At 62.0% G+C, this 20,257-nt stretch carries 17 protein-coding genes; 4 read left to right on the top strand and 13 right to left on the bottom strand.

Annotated elements, in window-relative coordinates; all coding sequences use genetic code 11:
* Positions 1-41 precede the first annotated feature (41 nt).
* Positions 42-836 (bottom strand): TIM barrel protein, encoded by a 795-nt coding sequence (locus CQ019_RS07455; protein WP_105553999.1) that lies wholly within the window; start codon positions 834-836, stop codon positions 42-44.
* Positions 833-1,924, bottom strand: coding sequence for a Gfo/Idh/MocA family oxidoreductase (locus CQ019_RS07450; RefSeq protein WP_105554000.1), 1,092 nt, complete (start codon positions 1,922-1,924; stop codon positions 833-835). The genes CQ019_RS07455 and CQ019_RS07450 overlap by 4 nt, the downstream gene beginning before the upstream one ends.
* Positions 1,925-2,020: 96 nt before the next feature.
* On the opposite strand from CQ019_RS07450, the gene CQ019_RS07445 reads away from it, so the two are divergent.
* On the top strand, positions 2,021-3,028 hold the full coding sequence (locus tag CQ019_RS07445) for a LacI family DNA-binding transcriptional regulator (RefSeq protein ID WP_105569356.1): 1,008 nt from the start codon (positions 2,021-2,023) through the stop codon (positions 3,026-3,028).
* A 62-nt stretch (positions 3,029-3,090) separates the two neighbouring features.
* Here CQ019_RS07445 and CQ019_RS07440 read toward each other — a convergent pair whose 3' ends face one another.
* From CQ019_RS07440 to iolC, 8 genes are all read right to left on the bottom strand, one after another.
* Positions 3,091-4,581, bottom strand: a complete 1,491-nt coding sequence (locus tag CQ019_RS07440) for a sugar porter family MFS transporter (protein WP_105554002.1) — start codon at positions 4,579-4,581, stop codon at positions 3,091-3,093.
* 418 nt (positions 4,582-4,999) lie between these two features.
* The gene (locus CQ019_RS07435; protein ID WP_105569355.1) at positions 5,000-5,884 is read right to left on the bottom strand and encodes a sugar phosphate isomerase/epimerase; all 885 of its coding nucleotides are present in this window, start codon (positions 5,882-5,884) and stop codon (positions 5,000-5,002) included.
* A 7-nt stretch (positions 5,885-5,891) separates the two neighbouring features.
* The gene (locus tag CQ019_RS07430) at positions 5,892-6,905 is read right to left on the bottom strand and encodes a Gfo/Idh/MocA family protein (RefSeq protein WP_105569354.1); all 1,014 of its coding nucleotides are present in this window, start codon (positions 6,903-6,905) and stop codon (positions 5,892-5,894) included.
* A gap of 54 nt (positions 6,906-6,959) precedes the next feature.
* On the bottom strand, positions 6,960-7,880 hold the full coding sequence (locus CQ019_RS07425; protein WP_105569353.1) for a sugar phosphate isomerase/epimerase: 921 nt from the start codon (positions 7,878-7,880) through the stop codon (positions 6,960-6,962).
* A gap of 92 nt (positions 7,881-7,972) precedes the next feature.
* The gene (locus tag CQ019_RS07420) at positions 7,973-9,487 is read right to left on the bottom strand and encodes a CoA-acylating methylmalonate-semialdehyde dehydrogenase (RefSeq protein ID WP_105569352.1); all 1,515 of its coding nucleotides are present in this window, start codon (positions 9,485-9,487) and stop codon (positions 7,973-7,975) included.
* A 62-nt stretch (positions 9,488-9,549) separates the two neighbouring features.
* The gene (gene iolD, locus CQ019_RS07415; protein ID WP_105569351.1) at positions 9,550-11,478 is read right to left on the bottom strand and encodes a 3D-(3,5/4)-trihydroxycyclohexane-1,2-dione acylhydrolase (decyclizing); all 1,929 of its coding nucleotides are present in this window, start codon (positions 11,476-11,478) and stop codon (positions 9,550-9,552) included.
* Positions 11,479-11,508: 30 nt separating this feature from the next.
* Positions 11,509-12,438 carry a deoxyribose-phosphate aldolase gene (locus CQ019_RS07410; RefSeq protein ID WP_096282787.1) on the bottom strand — a complete coding sequence of 310 codons (930 nt, stop codon included), beginning with the start codon at positions 12,436-12,438 and terminating at the stop codon, positions 11,509-11,511.
* Between the two features lie 2 nt (positions 12,439-12,440).
* Positions 12,441-13,433, bottom strand: a complete 993-nt coding sequence (gene iolC / locus CQ019_RS07405) for a 5-dehydro-2-deoxygluconokinase (RefSeq protein WP_105569350.1) — start codon at positions 13,431-13,433, stop codon at positions 12,441-12,443.
* Between the two features lie 339 nt (positions 13,434-13,772).
* Here iolC and CQ019_RS07400 point away from each other — a divergent pair, with 339 nt between their 5' ends.
* From CQ019_RS07400 to CQ019_RS07390, 3 genes are all read left to right on the top strand, one after another.
* Entirely contained in the window at positions 13,773-14,780 is a 1,008-nt protein-coding gene (locus tag CQ019_RS07400; RefSeq protein WP_105569349.1) for a LacI family DNA-binding transcriptional regulator, read from the top strand.
* A gap of 102 nt (positions 14,781-14,882) precedes the next feature.
* Entirely contained in the window at positions 14,883-16,055 is a 1,173-nt protein-coding gene (locus CQ019_RS07395; RefSeq protein WP_181148324.1) for a Gfo/Idh/MocA family protein, read from the top strand.
* Positions 16,052-17,065, top strand: a complete 1,014-nt coding sequence (locus tag CQ019_RS07390; protein ID WP_105569348.1) for a sugar phosphate isomerase/epimerase — start codon at positions 16,052-16,054, stop codon at positions 17,063-17,065. Before CQ019_RS07395 ends, CQ019_RS07390 begins: the two co-directional genes overlap by 4 nt.
* Before the next feature lie 90 nt (positions 17,066-17,155).
* Here CQ019_RS07390 and CQ019_RS07385 read toward each other — a convergent pair whose 3' ends face one another.
* The 3 genes from CQ019_RS07385 to CQ019_RS07375 form a co-directional block, all read right to left on the bottom strand.
* Positions 17,156-17,761 carry a malonic semialdehyde reductase gene (locus tag CQ019_RS07385; protein WP_096282795.1) on the bottom strand — a complete coding sequence of 202 codons (606 nt, stop codon included), beginning with the start codon at positions 17,759-17,761 and terminating at the stop codon, positions 17,156-17,158.
* Between the two features lie 190 nt (positions 17,762-17,951).
* Positions 17,952-19,163, bottom strand: a complete 1,212-nt coding sequence (locus CQ019_RS07380; protein ID WP_105569347.1) for an MFS transporter — start codon at positions 19,161-19,163, stop codon at positions 17,952-17,954.
* A 73-nt stretch (positions 19,164-19,236) separates the two neighbouring features.
* A complete protein-coding gene (locus CQ019_RS07375) occupies positions 19,237-20,199 on the bottom strand; it encodes an ROK family protein (protein ID WP_258133913.1) in 963 nt (320 codons plus the stop codon).
* Positions 20,200-20,257 lie beyond the last annotated feature (58 nt).

Genomic DNA, 20,257 nt, shown 5'->3' with positions numbered 1-20,257 from the left:
CTGGGCTTTAACTCTCAATCCATCGCCCGGTCCATGATCCCCTAGCCCACCACGGGTTTGGCCAGCGGTTCAAAAGCCTGGGCAAAAGCCGCGATGGCACCATTGGAATCCGCGCTGGCGTAGGCTTCCATGCCGATCGGGCCAGAATAATCCAGATCCGCCAGAGCCTGGGCAATTGCAAGGTAGTTGATTTCCCCGGTGCCCGGCTCGCAACGCCCGGGAACGTCTGCGACCTGGATTTCTCCGATATGCGGCAGTGCCGAACGCACCAGCTCGATGAGGTTCCCCTCGCCAATTTGAGCGTGGTACAGATCAAGCATCATCTTCACGTTCGGGTGTCCCACGGCCTTGACCAGAGACATCGTGTCCTTGGCGCGTCCCAGCGGGATGCCCGGGTGATCCAGAATCGTGTTCAAGTTCTCCAGCATGAAGGTGACCTGGTGCTCTTCCCCGATCCGGCCCAGCTCCTCCAGAGTTCGCGCTGCGGTGAGCCACATGTCTCCGGTAGCCCGAAAACGTGGGGTGGCGGCCTGCCCGTCAATGAGCTGAGCCGGATGCACCACCAGCCGGTTGATGCCCAGCTCCCGGGCGGCCGGAATCAATTCCTTGGCGGTGCGAACCACTTCGTGCGCGCTGCCCGGATCGCAGAGGCTCCCTTCGCTGTAGCCTGTCATGGAGCCGAAGCGGGCACCGGTGGCCGCCAAAGCCGGAAGGTCTTTGTCTCTGATATCCCAGAGTTCAATTTCAAAACCGGCCTCGTCAAGGCGCTTGACCCGGTCGATCAGCGGAAGGTCCAGGAAGACCATTTCGGCGCAGACCGCCAGCTGCGCACTCATGCGTTCACCGCAAGCCGGGTGGCCGATTCCAGCTTCACCGGCAGGCCGGTTTCCGAGGATTCCAAGGCCGCCAGTGCCACGCGCAGCGCTGCGCGTGCGTCCGCGCCGGTCGGGACCTCCAGGGCCGCATCGGCCGAACCATCGCGCAGGCCACGGATCTTGCGAGCGAAGATCGAGAGCTGCTCGCGGTAGGCCTGGGCAAACAGCTTGATGTTCAGTCGTTCGGTTGGTGCATGGGCGCCCGCGCTGTCAAAGCTGGCCGCTGCCAGCTGCACTGGATTCCCTGCCTGCACCATGCCCTTTGAACCAAAGACTTCTCCGCGCACGTCGTAGCCGTAGCTTGCCGAGAAGTTCGCCTCGGCCACAGCGATCGCACCGTTGGAGTAGCGCAGGCTCACCACGGCGGTATCCAGCAAACCGGAATCCCGGTGCTCTGGCGCCACCAAGGCATCCGCCATGACATGGACTTCTACAACCTCAGCACCCGGGTTCAACCAGTTCAAGGTGTCAAAATCGTGGATCAGGGTTTCGGTGAAAATCACGTGCGAGCGGATCTTCGCCGCGTTGGGCAACCCGCCTGCAACTTCTGGATCGCGGGTCAGCGACCGCAGCAGCTGAGGGGTGCCGATTGCACCGGAATACACCTGTTCTGCCACGGCAGCGAAGTCGCGGGAGAAGCGCCGGTTGAAACCGATCTGCAGCAGCACTCCGGAATCCTCCACTGCTTTCAAGGCGGTGTCGAGATCTGACAGCGCGTGCGCTGCCGGCTTTTCGCAGAAGATGTGCTTTCCCGCCGCGGCGGCCTGGGCGATCAAGCCGGCATGGAAGCTTGAAGGCGCGCCGATGACCACAGCGTCTACGGTTTCGTCGGCAAACACGTCCGCAATGTCTTCGGTGTAGTTCGTGCAACCCAGTTCTGCGGCCAGTTCGGCGGCGCGGCCTGGTGCCGGATCTGCCACGACGTGCAGTTGTGCATCTGGCAGGTGCTGTGCCACAGTGCGGGCGTGGAATGCGCCGATCCACCCGGTGCCGATGACCGCAATGCGCAGTGGCCGTGCGGAATTTTCTGGCAGGGATTGGTAAGCCATGGAGCGTCTCCTAGAACGTTCTAGATAAAGTGTTCAGGAAAATCATGGCACACTGGATAGCAGGTGTCTATAACGTTCTAGAAGAAAGTTCCGCCAATGCCGCATGCATCTGCGCCACGCCCCGCCAAACGCCCTACGTTGGCCGACGTCGCCCGCGCCTCAGGGGTCTCGGTAGCACTGGCCTCGATCGTGCTGCGCGAGGCTGAGGGCGCCAGCGGAGAATCCCGGGCCCGGGTCAAGCAGGCCGCCGCGGATTTGGGCTACCGCCCGGACTCGCGTGCACGGTCGCTGCGCAGCAGCCGCAGCAGAACGCTTGGCCTGGCCCTGGCGCTGGGAGAGCCGCTGCACGCGGAACTGGCAGATGCTTTATACGCGCAGGCGGACCAGAGCGGATTTGAAATCATTCTGGGCGCCACCGGCAGACACCGAGATGAACGCCGTGTGCTCAATACCCTCATCGACGCCGGAGTCGAAGCGGTGATCGGAGTGTTCCCCGAACTGCCAGCCGCGCAGCTGGTCCAGGTGTCCAAGCAGCTTCCCGTCATCAGCCTGCTGCGCAAGGTCAAAGGCATCCCCTCAGTCATTACCGACGAGGCTGCCGGCGTTGAACAAGTCGTCAGCCATTTGGTGCAGCGCGGCCACACTCGGCTGCTGCATCTGGATGGCGGATCCGCCGTCTCGGCGAAACAGCGGCGAGATGCCTTCATCGAATCCGCTGCCCGCGCCAGCGCCAGCGCCAGCGGCCAGATCCTTCCAGCGGGTCCTGACGAGGCGACCGCTTTTGCGGTCCTGCGCGAGTATCTGGAGAAAATGCCCCAGGCCGAACGCGCCACGGCGGTACTGGCCTTTAATGACCGCGCGGCGCTCGGCGCCCGGCAAGCGATAGATCTTGCGGGCCTGCAGGTTCCCGAGCAGATCTGCCTTGCCGGATATGACGACAGCGAATTCGCCAGGCTTGCGCATGCCGATCTGACCAGCGTTCGCCAAGATGTCGCAGCCCTGGCCCAGGCCGCCATGCAGGCGGCCCTGAATTCCCCGGGAGCATCCAGCACCCATGCGCCGCAGCTGGTGGTGCGCGGCAGTACCGGACAGCGCCGGGCATAGCAGGGGGCCCAGCCCTGCCAATTGGCGGGGCTGGGCTCACTAGCTCAGCGAATGGTCGCGCCTTAGGCGTTGACCGCCGGCTTGACTTGGTAGATCGCTCCTGTGGAGACGTCCTCTTCCAGGGCTTCCAGTGACCGTCCGCGGGTTTCGGGAACCTGGGTGGCCACGAAGATCAGCGCCAGCACACCGATGCCTGCGAAGATGAAGAATGATCCGGTAATTCCGACACCGGAGACCAAAGAGGGGAAGAACAGCGCCAGCACACCGTTGGTGGCCCACCCGAAGAACACCGAGATGCCAATTCCCAGCCCGCGCATATGCAGCGGGAAGACTTCAGCCAGCCACACCCAGACAGCCACGTTGAGGAATGTCTGCATGGACATCACGAAGGCAACCACCAAGATCAGGATCACCACTGGTCGGATAGGGCTGCCGACCGGCAGCAGCATGCCCGCGATGGCTACCAGCAGGTGGCAGGTGGTGGTCAGCGCCAAGCCGATCAGGAAGGTCTTGCGGCGGTCCATACGGTCCATATTGCGCAGGGCGATGATGCCGCCAATCACGGCAACCACGCCGAAGGCGATATTCGCCAGGACTGCCTGCTGCTCTGACATGCCGGACTCTTCCAGCACGCGTGTTCCGTAGTACATGATCGAGTTGATGCCGGTGAGCTGCTGAGTCATGGAAACGCCGATGCCGATGGCGACGATGCGCAGCAACCACTTGTTTTTCAGCACGGCCTTGATGCCCACCGGCTTGTTGTTCCGCTTTTCCTCGTCGGCAACGATCTCGATCTCGTGGACTTCGGCCAGTGCACGCTCAGGCGAACGCACTGTCTTGAGCACTCGCAGCGCCTCGGCATAGCGGCGCTTTTCCACGAGCCAGCGCGGAGATTCAGGCATGCGCAGCATGCCGAAGAACAACGCCAGCGCTGGCAGTGCGCAAATTGCGAACATGATGCGCCAGACGCCATCCACGGTTCCACCCAGGACGGTTCCAATGATCGCGTTCATCACGAAGGCGGCCAACTGACCCGAGACAATGGCCAGCTCATTGCGACCGGTGATGGATCCGCGAATTTCATACGGGGCCAATTCGGCCAAGTAGATCGGCACGACCGTGGATGCGCCACCCACGGCCAATCCGAGCATGATGCGTCCGGCGATCAAAACACCAAAACCCAGTGGCGAGAAAGTTCCCGCTTCCGGGCCGGCAGGCGAGAAGACTACGAGCAAGGTTCCGGCAAAGAACAGGACTGCCAGCAAGATGATGGTCTTGCGCCGACCCCATACATCGGCAATTTGTCCGCCGATGAGCGCTCCGAACGCGGCGGCGAAGACCAGTGAGCTGATCACCACGCCAACTTGCAGAAGGTTCAGGCCGAGTTCCGCTGCCATGGGACCTTCGGCGCCATTGGCAACACCGGTGTCGTATCCGAAAAGCAATCCGCCAAAACAGGCGATGATGGAGATCAAACCGAGTCGCTTAACATGAGGCCCCGCGGTGAGGGGCGGCAGGCTTGACTCTGCAGAAGCTTGCTGCGCACTAGACATGGGAACTCCTTTGGATTGCCCGGGTGAAAGCATTACTGGCCTTGGGCCATCCATCGGATCGACTGCGATCCGGCTTCCTCCACTCGGTTCGGCGGGAACCAATTCGCATCATTCTGGTTCCTTGCCGATAACTGAAAGTGATGGGCTTCACAGCCCCTATGTAAGGACAATACGTCATCAGTGTTTAGCGGGCAAGCATTATTGGCTATTAAGTCCTGACAAATGCCGTTTTTCTTGCCGCACCGGCCCTGCCGACCGCTAGTTCCCGAGACTGTACGCACAAATCAATCTGGAATTCTGCGAGCTCTTCTCGAGCCGTCCTGTGCTGAGGATGACTCCCGGGCCGGATGACGAAAGCCGAACCCGCAAGGGTTCGGCTTTCGTCATCCGGCAACTCAACTCGGCGTTGCCTGATTTGCTAGGAACGCGCAGCTTGGGCGGAAGCTACACGGCTGCGCATCTGCTCCAACTGGAATTTGGAGACCTCGACGGCGTTCTCGTTCTCGGCAAATACGCTGGAGACCATGACGCTCTCCTCGCGGTCGGCAAAACCGTTGGCCACGAGACCGGAGAAGAATCCATCCCAGTCCACGTCCCCATCACCAAGCTTCAGGTGCTGGTGCACGCGCACCGGATTGCCCGGCGGATTGGTGATGTAGCGCAACCCGTGCGAGGCATGATGGTTCATCGTGTCAGACACATGCACCACCCGCAGCCTCTCCCCCACGGTCTGCATGATTTCCAGCGGTTCATCCTTCATATGGAAGGAATGAGAGGCGACGTAGACAAAGGACAGATTCGGCGAATTCACCCCGCGGATTACCCGCCAAGCTGCCAAGCCCTCTTCGACGAAATCATCCGGATGCGGGTCAATGGCCACGTTAATGCCCTCGCGCTCAATGATTGGCACGAGCTCCTCCATGGAACGGTAGAACGCGGCCTCGGACTCCTCGGCGCGTTCCGGCCGTCCGGAGAATTCCGTGTTCATCTGGTTCACGCCCAAATCCACGGCGATCTGGATGGCGCGCTTCCAATAGCGCACCGCGGCCTGGCGCAAATTCTCCTCGGGCGAGGACCAGCGCAGCACCGGAAGCACCGAAGCGATCCCCACCCCGGCGGCCTTGCACCGGGCCGCGAGTTGCGCGACCAGGTCATCGTCGGCCTTGGGGTGGGTGAAGAACGGAATCATATCCGCATGCGGGGTCAGCTGTATGCAGTCATAGCCCAGCTCCGCTGCCAGTTCCGGGAACTGGAGCAGCGAGTGCGTGGAATGGAACGGGGTCGGGTCCAGTGCGTATTTCATGATGCCCCTAGCTGTAGAGATCCGGCTTGCTGTTCAGCTTGACTGCCACCTTTTCGCCGGTGCGCTGGGCCTCGACTCCAGCCTCGCAGCATGCCGCGGTGGCGTAGCCGTCCCAGGCGCTCGGCCCGCCCAATTCCCCACGCAGCGCGGCGTCAACCCACGACTGGATTTCGGTGTCGTAGGCGGCGCCGAAACGCTCCTCGAAGCCCGGGGTGACCTTGCCGCCCCACTGCCCGGCGGTACGCACATACGGTCCGGCGTCATTGCCGATGGACACGATGCCATCTTCAAAGGATGCCTGGGTCGCCACCTCGTAGCCGAACTTCGCGTTGACGTAGATCTCCACGTCGGCGAGCACTCCGGCAGAAGTTTCCAGCAGCACATGCTGTGGGTCATGCTGGCCGTTGGGTGCATTGCGGGTGGCTTTGCCCAAGCGCACCTGCACCGAGGTGATCTCTGCGCCGGTGAAGTAGCGAATGGCATCGAACTCGTGGACCACCGAGTCGTTGATCAGCATCTCATTGGTGAAGCCTTCCGGGGTGGATGGGTTGCGGTGCTGGTGGTGCAGCACCAGCAATTCACCCAGGCTCTCGTCCTCGATCAGCTGGCGCAGCTGCCGGTACTCGGCGTCAAAGCGGCGCATGAAGCCCACCTGGATGCGCTTGCGGCCCAGTCTGGCCTCCGCCTCGACAATCTCCCATGAGGAAGCGGCATCCGGGGTCAGCGGCTTTTCGCACAGCACCGGAATATCGGCAGCAAGCACCGTCAGCAGCGCATCGTGGTGCAAGAAACCGGGGGTCGCCAGCAGTACGGCGTTGACCTCGCCGTCGGCGAGCGCCGCGGGCAGGTCGGTGTAGCCCTTGGCGCCCGGGATGTCTGCGATGGCAGCGTTGACCCGGTCGGTGTCAATATCGACAACGGCCGCCACTTCGGCGCCGGAGATGCGGTGGTGGATGCGCTGGATGTGGTCGGCGCCCATGCGTCCGGCTCCGACGACGGCGACGCGCAGGATTTCTGGCACGATGAGTCCTTTCAAGATTTTTTGGTGGTCCTGGTTTGAGTTAGGCAAGCTGGCCTAGACGCGGGTGTGCGAGCCGCAGCTGAGCAGGTAGTCGCGGGTGCGGGTGGCGATGGGCAGCGGCACCGTGAAGTCGGCGACCGGGTACATGTCCTGTTCGACAATGCCGAAGATCGGGCGGCCCAGCTTCTCCACTTCCGCCAAGACCTCATTGAGGTCAGGCCGGCCCGAAGGCGGTTCGCACATGACCCCGGCGAGGTTGGCCGCGGCCCAGGTCAGGTCCTGCGCGCGCACCGTGGCCAGGATGTCCGGGTTGATCTGCTTCAGGTGCAGGTAGCCGATGCGCTCCGGAAAGCGGCGGATCAGATCCACGCTGGAAGCTCCACCGTATTCGGCATGCCCGGTATCCAGGCACAGGGTGGTGAACTGCGGGTCGGTGAGCTCAAGGAACTTCTCGATGTCGCTCTGGCCGCAGACATGCGAGTCGGCGTGCGAGTGGAACTGCTGTTTCAGGCCAAATTCTTCCTGCAGGATCTTGCCCAACCGGTCATGGCCCTTGGCCAGCGAGTCCCAGGCCGCGGCGTCCAGTGTGCCGGATTCGACGGCTTGCCCGGTGACGTCATCGCGCCACATGGCCGGGATCACCACAATATGCTCCCCGCCCATGGCGGCGGTCAGCTCGGCCACCTTGCGGGCTGGCTCCCAGGCTTGCTCCCAGGCGCTGGCGCTGCCGTCGATGCCGCGGTGGAAGGCGGTGAAGACGGTGCCGGCGCAGACGTTCAGATCGCGGGCGGCCAGCTCATCGGCCAGCTGGGCCGGGTCGGTAGGCAGGTACCCGTAGGGGCCCAGCTCGATGGTTTTGTAGCCGGCCTCGGCTACCTCATCGAGGAAGCGCTGCCAGGGTGTCTGCTTGGGGTCATCGGCAAACCAGACGCCCCAGGAGTCGGGGGCAGTTCCAATGGTGATGTTCTGTGCCATGGCATGTACCAGAATCTTTCAATGCTCATTGCCGATGCCGACCGTTTACCGGCCGGCATCGGCACGATGGAAATTAGTTGCAGTGCAGGAACCTAGTTAGAGGGGAAGTTGTACGAGGCGGTGGACAGCTGCGCCGGCTCCGGCCAACGCTGCGTGACCGCCTTGCCGCGGGTGTAGAAACGCACACCGTCCGGGCCATAGATGTGGTGCTCGCCAAATAGCGAATTCTTCCACCCACCAAATGAGTGCCATGCCACCGGTACCGGGAGCGGAACGTTTACCCCGACCATGCCCACATGAATACGTCGGGTGTAGTTGCGCGCGTGCGAACCCGAGGAGGTGAAGATTGCGGTGCCGTTGCCGTATGGGTTGGCGTTCACCGTGTCGATGGCTTCATCCAAGGAATCAACGCGAAGCACCACGAGTACCGGACCGAAAATTTCCTCGGTGTAGGCACTCATTTCTCGGTTCACCCGGTCCAAGATGGTCGGGCCAACGAAGAACCCGTTTTCATGGTCCTTGACCACTAGCTCCCGACCGTCCAAGATGAGCGCGGCACCGGCTTGTTCGGCCTCGCCAACAATCTTCTGCAGGCGAGTCTTTGATGCCGGTGTGATGACCGGTCCCATATCTGCTTTTTCATCAAAGCCGTGGGAGACGTTCACGCCACGGGCTCGCTCGGCTAGCTTGTCCACGAGGATGTCAGCGGCCTCGCCAACGGCCACGGCCACGGAGATCGCCATGCAACGCTGGCCTGCCGAGCCGAATGCCGCAGCATTGATATGGTCTGCAGCCTGCTCCATATCCGCATCCGGCATGATGACCGCGTGGTTCTTGGCACCGCCCAATGCCTGGACGCGCTTTCCGTACTTGGTTGCGGTCTCGTGTACGTACTTGGCAATGGGTGTAGACCCGACAAATGAAATTCCGTCCACATCTGGGTGGGACAGCAAACCATCTACAGTTTCCTTGCCGCCATGCAGCACCTGGAATACTCCGTCGGGAAGCCCCGCCTGCTTGAAAAGCTCGGCAATCAACAGCGCAGCCGAAGGGTCACGCTCGGAAGGCTTGAGGATGAAGGCATTGCCGGTAGCGATGGCAACTGGCGCCATCCACAAGGGAACCATGACCGGGAAGTTGAACGGGGTAATTCCGGCAACTACGCCTAGTGGCTGGCGGAATGAGAACACGTCTATGCCGGTGGATACCTGGTCCGAGTATTCCCCCTTGAGTGACTGGGAGATTCCGGCGGCGTATTCCACGACCTCGATACCGCGGGCTACTTCGCCGGCCGCATCCGAGAGTACCTTGCCGTGCTCGCTGGTTACCAAGCGGGCCAGGTCATCGGTGTGTTCGGTGAGCAGTTGCTGGAAGCGGAACATGACCTTGGTGCGCTTGACGATGGAGACTTCGCCCCAGCTGTCGGCGGCGGCGCGGGCCGCTGCCACGGTCTGGACCAGGTCTTCGGGGCTAGCCAAATGTAGCTGACCGGTAATTTCGCCGGTTGCCGGGTCGTAAACCGGCTGGGTGGCTGTTCCGCTGCCCGCGGTTGGCTGCCCGTTGATGAAGTGCTTGATGTCGGTAATTTCGGTGGCGGTTGTGCTCATGATTAGCTCTCGTCTTCCTTTAGTAGCGAAAAAGTGTTGGGCCGGCGATAACGTGCGGCGATTTAGCCTAGATAAGGCTTCTGCCGCGCCTTGTGGCTTTCGTAGACTTCACGGGCCTTCGTCGTGGAATCCAGCTCGGATGTTTCACTGACCGGCACGTCCCACCAAGACTGGCTGGAAGGCGCATCGGCGTAGAGATCCGATTCAATATGGATGAGGATTGGGCCGGATCCTTCCGGCGCTGCCTTTGCGGTGGCGATGGCGGTCGATAGGTCCTCGATGGCCCGATCTCCGGGGGCGATTCTTATGACCTTGACTCCTAATGATTCGGCGTTCAGCGCCAAATCGATTGGCAGCGTTTGCCCTTCGTCGAAGGAGTGCGTTTGGGTGTCCAGTGCACGGTATTTGGTGCCGAAACGCTGGGATCCCAATGATTCGGAGAGCGACCCGATGGAGGCATAACCGTGGTTCTGGATGAGCACCGTGATCAATTTGATCCCCTCGGCCACTGCGGTGACCAGTTCGGTGTGCATCATCAGATAGGAGCCGTCGCCGACCATGACCACTACGTCACGGTTTTCCGCGCCGCGCGCGGTCTCCGCAAGCACCGCACGCTTCAGTCCCAGCCCACCGGCGATTTCGTAACCCATGCAGGAGAAGCCGTATTCCACGTGATATCCGAAGGGGTCCGAAACCCGCCACATCTTATGCAGGTCTCCGGGCAAAGATCCTGCCGCGCACACTACAACGTCGCGGGAATCCATGGCCTGGTTGGTTGCGCCGATAATGGCATTCTGGCTGACTAACGGGCTGAGCCTTTCGGCGAATGCCTCATCCACGGTCGCATCCCAACGTTGTTTCTCTTGGGCGGTGAACACCTCAAGAGCGCCTTCCACCCGATACCCGGTGAGCGCTTCGCGCAGGGCAATGAGCGCCTTGCGAGCATCCGCGACGATCGGCAGCACGGTGGCGTGCTTGTACGCATCAAGTGCGGCAACGTTGATATTTACGAACTTCGCTCCGGGGTTTTGGAAGGCCGTACGGCTGGCCGTGGTGAAGTCCTCATAACGGGTACCAATACCGATGATCAGATCGGCTTCTGCGGCCAACGCGTTGGCCGCAGAAGTACCGGTGGAACCAATGGCTCCTAGCGAATGCTTCGAGTCCCAAGGCAGGGCGCCAACGCCGGCTTGGGTATTGCCCACCGGAATTCCGGTGGCCTCAGCGAAGGCCGCAAGCTCCTCGGACGCATAGGCATAGAGCACTCCGCCACCGGCAACGATCAACGGGCGCTTGGCAGCACGAATCAGCTGCGCAGCCTGGGCTATGTCTTCGGTTTCCGGGGCCGGGCGGCGGATCTTCCAGTCGCGTTCGGCAAAGAACTCTTCCGGGAAATCAAAGGCCTCGGCCTGGACGTCCTGCGGCAAGGAGATGGTCACCGCGCCAGTTTCGGCCGGATCGGTGAGCACGCGCAGACCGTGGTGCAGTGCGCTGGCCAACTGTTCCGGCCGGGTGACCCGGTCAAAGTACTTGGATAGCGGGCGGAAGGCATCATTAACGGTGATGTCGTAGCCGTGCGGCATTTCCAGTTGCTGGAGTACTGGATCGGCGGCACGGGTGGCGAAGGTATCGCTGGGCAAGAGCAATACCGGCAAACGGTTAGCGGTGGCCAGCGCGGCACCGGTGAGCAGGTTGGAGGAGCCAGGACCGATGGAGGTGGAGACCGCATAGGTGGCGCGGCGGCGGGTATGCCGGGCATAGGCCACCGCCTGATGCGACTGCGCCTGCTCGTTGCGACCTTGGTAGTACGGCATGAGGCTCGGGTCTTTGAGCTGCCATTGCTTCAGGGCCTGCCCCACCCCGGCGACATTGCCGTGGCCGAAGATGCCGAACATTCCTGGAATCAGGCGCTCTCGATAGGCAGCTCCACCGATGTTGTCCACCGTGTACTGTCGTCCCAGGAATTCTACGACCGCCTGAGCAACGGTCATTCTGCGTGTAGTCATCGAGCTTTGTCCTTCTCAGCTGCGTACAGGAGTGGTGGTGTTCAAGAGCGATGCGGCGGTGGCCACGGCGGCGGCCACATCCCCGTCCTCGGGATACAGCAGGGTCCGGCCCACGGTCAGTCCCTGTACCCCGGGCAGGGCCAGGGCATCCTGCCAGGAGGCGAACACCTTATCGGGACTGCCTGCGGGATCTCCGCCGAGCAGGACCGTGGGCAGGGTGGTGGCGGCCATAACCCGCTCCATTTCCTGGACCACGGGGATTTTCAGCCAGGTGTAGGCGCTGGTTTCGCCCAGTCCGGAGGCGATGCCCATGGACTTGATCACTGCCTCCGGGCGCAGGTCGTTGACTACCTTGCCCTCGGCCCGCTTGGAGATGAACGGTTCGACCATGGCGACCAGCTGGTGCCGAGCCAAATCGGAGACGGCATCGGCGGTGGCAGCCAGGGTTTTCACGGTGTCCGGATCCTCGTAGCTGATCCGGGTGAGCATCTTGCCGCCGTCTGCGCCCAAGGCGGCCAGGGCCGCAGCGCTATGCCCGGTGAAGCGGTCATCAATCTCGTTGACCAGGCCGGCGAGCCCGCCGCGGTTCATCGAGCCGAAAACCAGCTTGCCTTCCAGTGCGCCCAGCAGCAGCAGGTCATCGAGGATATCCGGCGAGGCCAGGACCCCATCGCAGGCGGGGTTCTGCAAGGCGATCCGCAGCCGGTCCAGCAGTTCGCGGCGGTCGGCCATGGCCGTGGCGCGCTTGCCTACGGATAGCGCCCCGCGGGCCGGGTGGTCGGCGGCGATGATGAAGTTCTGCCGGCCCAGCACCGGGCCGGCATGCTTCTGGCGCAGCGAGGCGGCGCGCTGCACCGCTGCCGGGTCTTCTAGCCGCTGGCGGGTGATGGATTCGTAGCGGCGCGGGTCTTCGCGGTCCACGTGCAGGTCGGATGCCTGTTTCATAACTAGACCAGGTCTTTCTGGGAGGCGGGTACGGTGCGGCCGCGCTCGGCCAGCAGGGCGTTCACTTCTTCTGGGTCCGGCATCGCATCGGAGCAAGCGACCTTCGAGGCCACGATCGCCCCAGCGGCATTGGCGTAGTCCAAGACCTGCTCCAGCGGCCAACCGGAGAGCAGGCCGTGGCAGAAGGCGCCGCCGAAGGAGTCGCCGGCGCCCAGTCCGTTGGCGGTCTGCACCGGAACCGGCGCGGAAACCACACGTTCGGTGCGGGTTTTGGCCATGACGCCTTCGGGGCCGAGCTTGACCACGGCGATCTGCACTCCGGCCTCCAGCAGGCGGTCGGCCTGCTCATCCGGGGTTCCTTCTCCAACGGCTACCGAGCATTCGGTATCGTTGCCGATGGCCACCGTGGCCGAGGGCAGAGCCCGGGCTACCTGCTCGCGGGCTTGCTCAACGGAGTCCCAGAACATTGGGCGGTAGTCCAAGTCCAGGATGGTGAACTGCCCTGGGGCCAGCGAACCGGCCGGGCGGGCCTCGTAGGCTTCCAGCTGCGCGGTGCGCGAAGGCTCTCGGCTCAAGCCGGTGACGGTGCTCCAGAAAATCTTGGAGTTCTTGACCGTGTCGAGGTCGATATCGCTGCTTTTGATATTCCAGTCCGGTGCCATCGGGAAGCGTCCGTAGAAGTACAGCGGGAAGTCATCTGGTGGCATGATGGCGCAAAAGGTGACCGGGGTCTGCAAGCTGGCATCGCGGGCTACCTGGGCGCGGTCCACGCCGTAGCGGTCCAATTCGCGTTCCAGGAACGTGCCGAAGTCGTCGTCGCCGATTTTGGTGATCACCCCGGCCGCGCGGCCGTGCCGGGCAGCTGCCACAGCGACGTTGGTGGCAGAGCCACCGAGATACTTGCTGAAGGAGTTCACGTCGGCGAGGGAAACGCCGATGTCGTTCGGGTAGACGTCAACGCTGATGCGTCCGAGGGTGAGTACGTCGTAAGTCACGCAGATCGACGTCCTTTCGAGTCAGAAGTTCAGGGATCGGCCAGCTGCCGAAGATGTGAACGGTGCCACAAGAAATACTTTGCACCATGAATCTAGCTCTGTCAAAGGTTTGTACTGACATATTTACAACATGAGTAACACTGCGAGTGGAAAACCGTGGAATTCTGCGGATATCAACCAGGCCAAGTCGACAAAAGTTTATGGTCTTCTCGAGAACTATGTCCTGACGTTAAGACCTGACTAGTTTGGAATTCCTGCTCCGAAGCTGACGTTGCCGCATTCGAAGCAGGCGGAACGCTAGGCTCTTAACAAGAACCCGGACCAAGCCCAGGAGGCACCATGGCAGCAGGACGCCGCCGCGCGACGATTTACGATGTCGCCCAAGCCGCCGGCGTCTCCAAATCGCTGGTATCCCTGGTGCTGCGCGGCTCCCCCAGCGTCTCCGAACCACGCCGCGCCGCGGTGCTGGCTGCCATCGAGCAGCTGAACTACCGCCCGAGCCAAGCCGCGGCCGCACTGGCCGGTGGCACCAGCCAGACCGTCGGCGTGGTGATCGACGACTACACCAACGTCTGGTTTGTCGAATTGCTTCGCGGGCTGCAAGAGGGGCTGGGCAAGGCCGGACTGCGCATCGCCGTCTCGGACCGCACGCTGAACGCGCATGTGGAGTCGGACCCGCTGGATGGATTTCTCAGCACCCGCGTCGAGGCCTTGGTCCTGGCCACCGAACCTACACCGGCCATGCGCTTCCCCTCCCAGATCCCGGTGATCGTGGCAGGTAATCGAGCAACACAGGTGACCGGAGCGGATATTTCAGCAAGCGACGACCGGTTTGGCGCACGCCGAGCCATCGAATACCTGATTTCACTGGGGCATCGGCACATCGGGCACATCGGTGGCGGCGGAGGCGCATCAATGCTCAGGCGCAACGGATACCAAGATGCGATGAGCGCGGCGGACCTGGACGAGCGCATCGTCATCCTCACCCCGCACACCACCGAGGACAGCGGCTATCAGTGCACGAATCAGCTTCTGCGCGAAACCCCGGAAATTACCGCCATCCTGGCCGGCAATGATTCGATGGCCATGGGCGCGCTGGCCGCGGCCCGCGAGAACGGCCTCTCGGTCCCCGAGGATCTGTCGATTATCGGCTACGACAACTCGCCGCTCTCCGGCACGCACCTGCTGCGCTTGACCACCGTGGACAGTCGCAACCGCGAGCTCGGCATGCACGTGGCCGAACAGGTGCTTTCCCGGCTCGCGGACCCTGAACGCGCTGCGCAAAAGGTGTCACTGGAGCCAGCACTGGTTGAGCGCGGCACCTGCGCCCCCGTTCGCCCCGCCTAGATAATCCCCGCTCAATACCCCTTGACCGCCACTTGGATTCGCCTTTACACTTTTTTGGAGCGCTCCAAAATCCCCCTGAACAACTTCCACCCAGGAGAATCCGTGACAAAAAGCATCGGCATCGCCGTCATCGGCGCAGGCATGGCAGGCTTGTCCCACATCGCCGGCTACCGCACCGCCCCCACCCTCTACGAATCCAACCTGCCACCGCTGCGCTACGTCGCGGTGGCCGATGTGAACACCGAGCTCGCAGCCAAAGTTGCCAAACGCTACGGCTACGAAAAGGCACTGGGCTCCTGGCAAGAGGTGGCCAACGATCCGGACATCGATGTCGTTTCGGTAGTGATTGCAAACCGCTTCCACCGCGAAGCCGTTGAAGGTCTGCTGGCCGCCGGCAAGCACGTATTGTGCGAGAAACCGCTGGCCGACACCCTAGAAGAAGCCCAGGCCATGGCCACAGCGGCCCGCAACGCCAACTCCATTGCCCGCGTCGGCTTCACCTTCCGCCGCACCCCGGGTATCGCCACGATCCGGAACCTAATCACCGATGGCACCCTGGGCAAGGTATTGCATTTTTCTGGTCGCTATTGGACCGACTACGGCCACAATCCACAGGCTCCAATGAGCTGGCGGTTCAAGGGTGAGGCCGGCTCTGGCGCACTGGCCGATGTGGGAAGCCACCTGTCTTACATCGCCGAATTCCTGGCAGGCGACATCGTTTCGGTCAGCGGCGGGCAGCTGAGCACCAGCATCACCGAACGCTTCCTGCCGGCCGGCGCCGTGACCGGACACGACCTGGTGAAACTAAGTGATAAATCGGAACCGGTGGAGAACGACGACTATGCGGCGTTCAACGTCCAGTTCGCCGAAGCCTCCGGCAGCCTGGAAGTCTCCCGTGTCGCCGCCGGCCACCCGAACTCACTGGCCTTCGAGGTCTTTTGCGAGAAGGGCGCCGCGCGCTTCAGCCAGCTGCGTCCGTCGGAAATCGAAATCATGCTCAGCGAAGGGCCCTCGGCGACCAACGGCTATCGCACGGTGAACCTCGGTCCGGAGCATGCTTACCTCGGCGGCGGGCTGCCCATGGACGCACCAGGTGTCGGCTTCGGCCAAAACGACGCCTTCAGCTATCAAGCCCGTGCCTTCCTCGACGAAGTCTGCGGCCTGGACACCGACCTTCCCCCGAATGCGACATTCGACGAGGGAGTGCACAATATGCAAATCCTGCAGGCGGTCGTCCAGTCCGCCGGCAACGACGGAAAGAAGGCAGCCCTGTGAAACTCGGTGTATACAACGCAATCCTCCACGACCGCCCCCTGCCCGAAGCGCTCAAGATCATCAAAGACCTGGGACTGACCGGCATCGAGCTGAACACTGGCGGATTCTTGCCAGCAGTCCATGTGCCCAATTTCGACCAGATTCTGCAAAGCGATAGCGCCCGGGACGACTTCCTGGAGATCTTTGACCACGCCGGCGTGCAGATTGCCGGGCTGAACTGCAATGGCAACCCCTTGCATCCCAACCCGGTTATTGGCGACCGGCACGCCGAAGATATCCGCCGCAGCATTAGGCTCGCGCAGCGCCTGGGACAGCATCGTGTTGTGACCATGTCCGGCTTGCCCGGCGGTGAACCGGGTGCCACCCGAGTCAATTGGGTGGTGAACGCTTGGAACTCGGCAGCACTGGAGCAGTTGGATTACCAGTACGGCCTCGCGGCCGAGTTCTGGAAGGAGATGGATATCCTGGCCCAGGACAACAACGTCAAGGTCGCCCTGGAGCTGCACCCGCAGAACCTTGCTTTTAATCCGGCCAGCTTCCGTGAACTCATCGAACGCGCCGGCACCAGCAACATCGGCGTTGAGCTCGATGCCTCGCACCTGTTCTGGCAGCAGATGGATCCCGTGGCCGTGGTTCGGGATCTTGGCTCATGGGTCTTCCATGCCGCCGCCAAAGACGTGCGCATTAACCCGCATGCGGCTATCCAAGGGGTGCTGGACAACAGCTTCCGCAAAAAGAGCGCGGACGAACCACGCACCAATATGGGCGGGGACGAATGGGTTAATGAATGGCCGGATAACTCGGCCTGGGACTTCGTGGCCTTGGGCAAGGGACACGGGACCGCGTTCTGGACCGAGTTCCTGCGTGCCCTGCACGAAGTGGACCCAGAGATGCTGGTGAATATCGAGCACGAGGATACCGAATTGGGTGCAGTTGAGGGGCTTGAGGTGGCCGCCAAGGTACTTCTCGACGCCGATGCTGCGCTGAGGTCTTCGCTGGCTACCCGCTAGCAAACTGGCTCAACAACTAGCGAAGCCCGGAATTCACGAAAATGAATTCCGGGCTTCGCTTGTGCGTTGCTAAAGTTCGTCGAGCGGCCTCTAGACAGTGCGGACGACTGCTTCGTAGTCGAAGCGGTCCTTTGGTGCACCGATTTCGCCTTCGGCTGGTTGGCCGATATTCAGGACCAAGAAGCTCTTCTGGTCGCCTTCTGGGAAGAAGGAAGCATCAATGGCGGAGAAGTCTGCACCGGTCATGGGACCAACGGCGAAGCCCAGGCTGCGTGCAGCCAGGATGAAGTAGCCTGCCTGCAGGTGGGCGTTGTTGTTGCCGGTGGAGGCAGTGAAGTCGGCATCGGCGTCGTACATGGCCTTGGGTGCGTTGTAGCCTGGCAGGAAGTTATCCCACTGCTCGTGCCATGCGGTGTCATAGCTGAGGATTGCCACCAGCGGAGCTGCGGCAGTCTTGGCCCTGTTGCCATGCGACAGCGCGTCGACCAGGTTCGCGCGTGCTGCGTCGGACCGTACGTAGGTCACGCGCAGCGGCTGGGAGTTGAAGGCAGTTGGGCCGAACTTGGCCAGCTCGTAGATCTCCTGGGCCTGCGCCTCGGTGACTTCGCCGGCGAAGGCGTTGGCGGTGCGTGAGTCGCCAAAGATGGAGTTGATCGCGCCGGAGCCGATCTGGGTTTCGTCAGATGCAATAGTCATACTCATACCTTTCGGATCGGCCCGCGGCCACTGGATTGGGCCACTGCCGGGCTCGGTCTTCTTCTACCGATATCCAACTAAGAACAGCTTCGCCTCATTCCAATTATTAGCGTGTTCTATGCAACAAGGAGAACAGCGGCAAGCGTGAACCACGGCTTCCGGGCCAGCACCTGCCGAGCCAAATCCGGCCCTAAAAACTAGTTGAGATCACTCGATTCCCAGGACCGGCCCAGCGGCGATGCAGCTTGGCACAGCCGAGCGCACACAGCGCGATGGCTGCACCAAAGTAGGTTACCGCCATCGATTCGCCGCTGATCTGGCCTACCCAGCCCAGCCCTAAGGCACCCAGTGCAGTCAGTGCGTAGCCCAGCACCCAAAAGGCTGAGCTGGCGCTGCCTCGATGTCGCGGCTCAATGCGGCGCAACACGATTCCCAGGCCTACCGGGAACAATGCGCCGTGGCTCAGTCCCGCAACGATCAAGCCGGCAAGATACATCGCCATCGCCAAGCTTCCGCCAAGTCTTGGTGCTAGAGCTATCAGCACCGCACCAATCGCCAAGCCGGCATACCCTAGGTGAATTTTTTCGCTCACCAGCTTCCCTCCGGCCTTCTGGCCCACCGCTGTGGCGACAAAAATCAATGATCCGATGAGCCCCAGCAATCGCAGGTCCGTAATGCCGAAGGCACGGACCACCAAAATGGAAGTCATCGCGGTGCAACCGCCCATCACCGCGAAGCCCAAGGTCATCAGCCCGCCCATGCAGAAGTCGCGCAATGTGACGCGTGGCACCAGCGGAAGGCTGAGTTTCAATCCGTGTCCGCGGTGCATCACGCTGTCCGGGGCCATGGCAAGCAATGCGATGCACAGACCTGTAAGTACTGCGTGAACGCTGAAAGCAATCATCGGGACGGATGGGAAGAAGAAGGTCAGAAATGCAGCCAGGGCTGGCCCGCTGCCCAGACCCACCATATTGGCCACGCTGGAAATGCTGGCACCGCGTCCGGAGCTGGAGACCAGATCAGTCAGATAGGCGGTCGCCGTTCCAGTGACCAGCCCGGCACACACCCCGGAAAGGGTGCGGGCAATGAACAGCATGGGTGCCTCGGCGGCCATTGCATAGAGTATTCCGCTGGCGGCCGAAGCGAGAAGCCCCAGGATCATGACGGGTTTTCGGCCAATGGCATCAGATAGGGAACCGAAGATGCACAATACCGCGAGCACCACGATGGCGTATATCGCAAAAAGTTGCGTTGAGGCGGCGGTGCTTAGGCCGTATTCATCCTGAAGCATCGGATACAACGCGGTGGGCATCGTGGTACCGCACATGGCGACCGCATAGGTCCCCAAAACGACAGTCAAGGGCCAGCCGCGGATTCGGCTTGGTTTTGTGCGCAGGACCATGCCAAGACCTCGCTCCCATGTTGCGTAACAACCCGAGCCTAGATAAGTCCTAATGTCCTGTCAATGTTATTCATTATTGTTGCTGATTAAACCGCGCTAAATCAGCAGCCCCAATCAGTCCGGCCACCGGGCCCAATTCCGCCTGGCTGATCTTCGCAAAAGGACGGTATCCCCTGCCAGGCAGGGTGCGGCGATAGGTCTCCTCCGCCGTGGAAACCAGTTGCTTCGACGCAGCACCCAAACCGCCACCGATAACGACGGTTCCCGGGTCCAGAACCGAGACCAGATTCGAGATGCCCAGACCAAGCCATTCGCCCATATCCGCAATGAGATCGGCACAGGCCGGGTCGCCCTCTGCGGCAAGTCGAGTTACCTCTGCGCCGGTGACGGCCTCCGGGTCATCGTCCACGGCCTCGCGCAGCCGGAAGGCCACCGGCGATTTGCTGCGCACAAGTTCGGCTCCTTCTCGGCCCAAGGCATTGCCAGAAGCGTATTGCTCCCAGCAGCCGCGGTTGCCGCAGGCGCACCGATGGCCGCCGGGAACGATCACCTGGTGCCCGAATTCTCCAGCAATGCCGGACTTGCCTCGGTGGATCTGCCCTCCGAGGATCACTGCCCCGCCGATTCCCGTTCCGAGGGTCAGGCACACCATATCGCTCTCACCGCGGCCCGCGCCGAAACGGTGCTCGGCCCAGCCGGCAGCGTCAGCGTCATTTACCAGAGTCACCTCGTGTCCAACGAGCTTCATCAGGCGGTCGCGCACCGGTTCATTTCGCCAGGACAGGTGGGGGCTGAACAGCACATTCTGCCCCTTGCGGTCCATCCAGCCAGCGGCGCCAATACCCACCGGCAACGCTTCGCTGCCCTCCGAGAGCTCGCGAATCATCTCAGCCAGGGCACGTTCTGTCCCCGCCACATCGTGGTCGGGTGTCTCGCGGCGGATCTGCCCGAAGGCGTTCCCCTCTTCGTCGACGAGGGCTGCAAGGATTTTGGTGCCACCGATGTCAACGCCGATGGAAAGATTTGCTGGACTCACAGTCATCCAGCTTAGACCCTCGCAAAACGCCGACAGTTCCATTGCGCTGCTGCCGCCT

The sequence above is a fragment of the Arthrobacter sp. MYb229 genome, assembly GCF_002975405.1.
Taxonomy (GTDB): Bacteria; Actinomycetota; Actinomycetes; order Actinomycetales; family Micrococcaceae; genus Glutamicibacter.
This window is presented reverse-complemented; position numbering and strand designations above follow the sequence as displayed.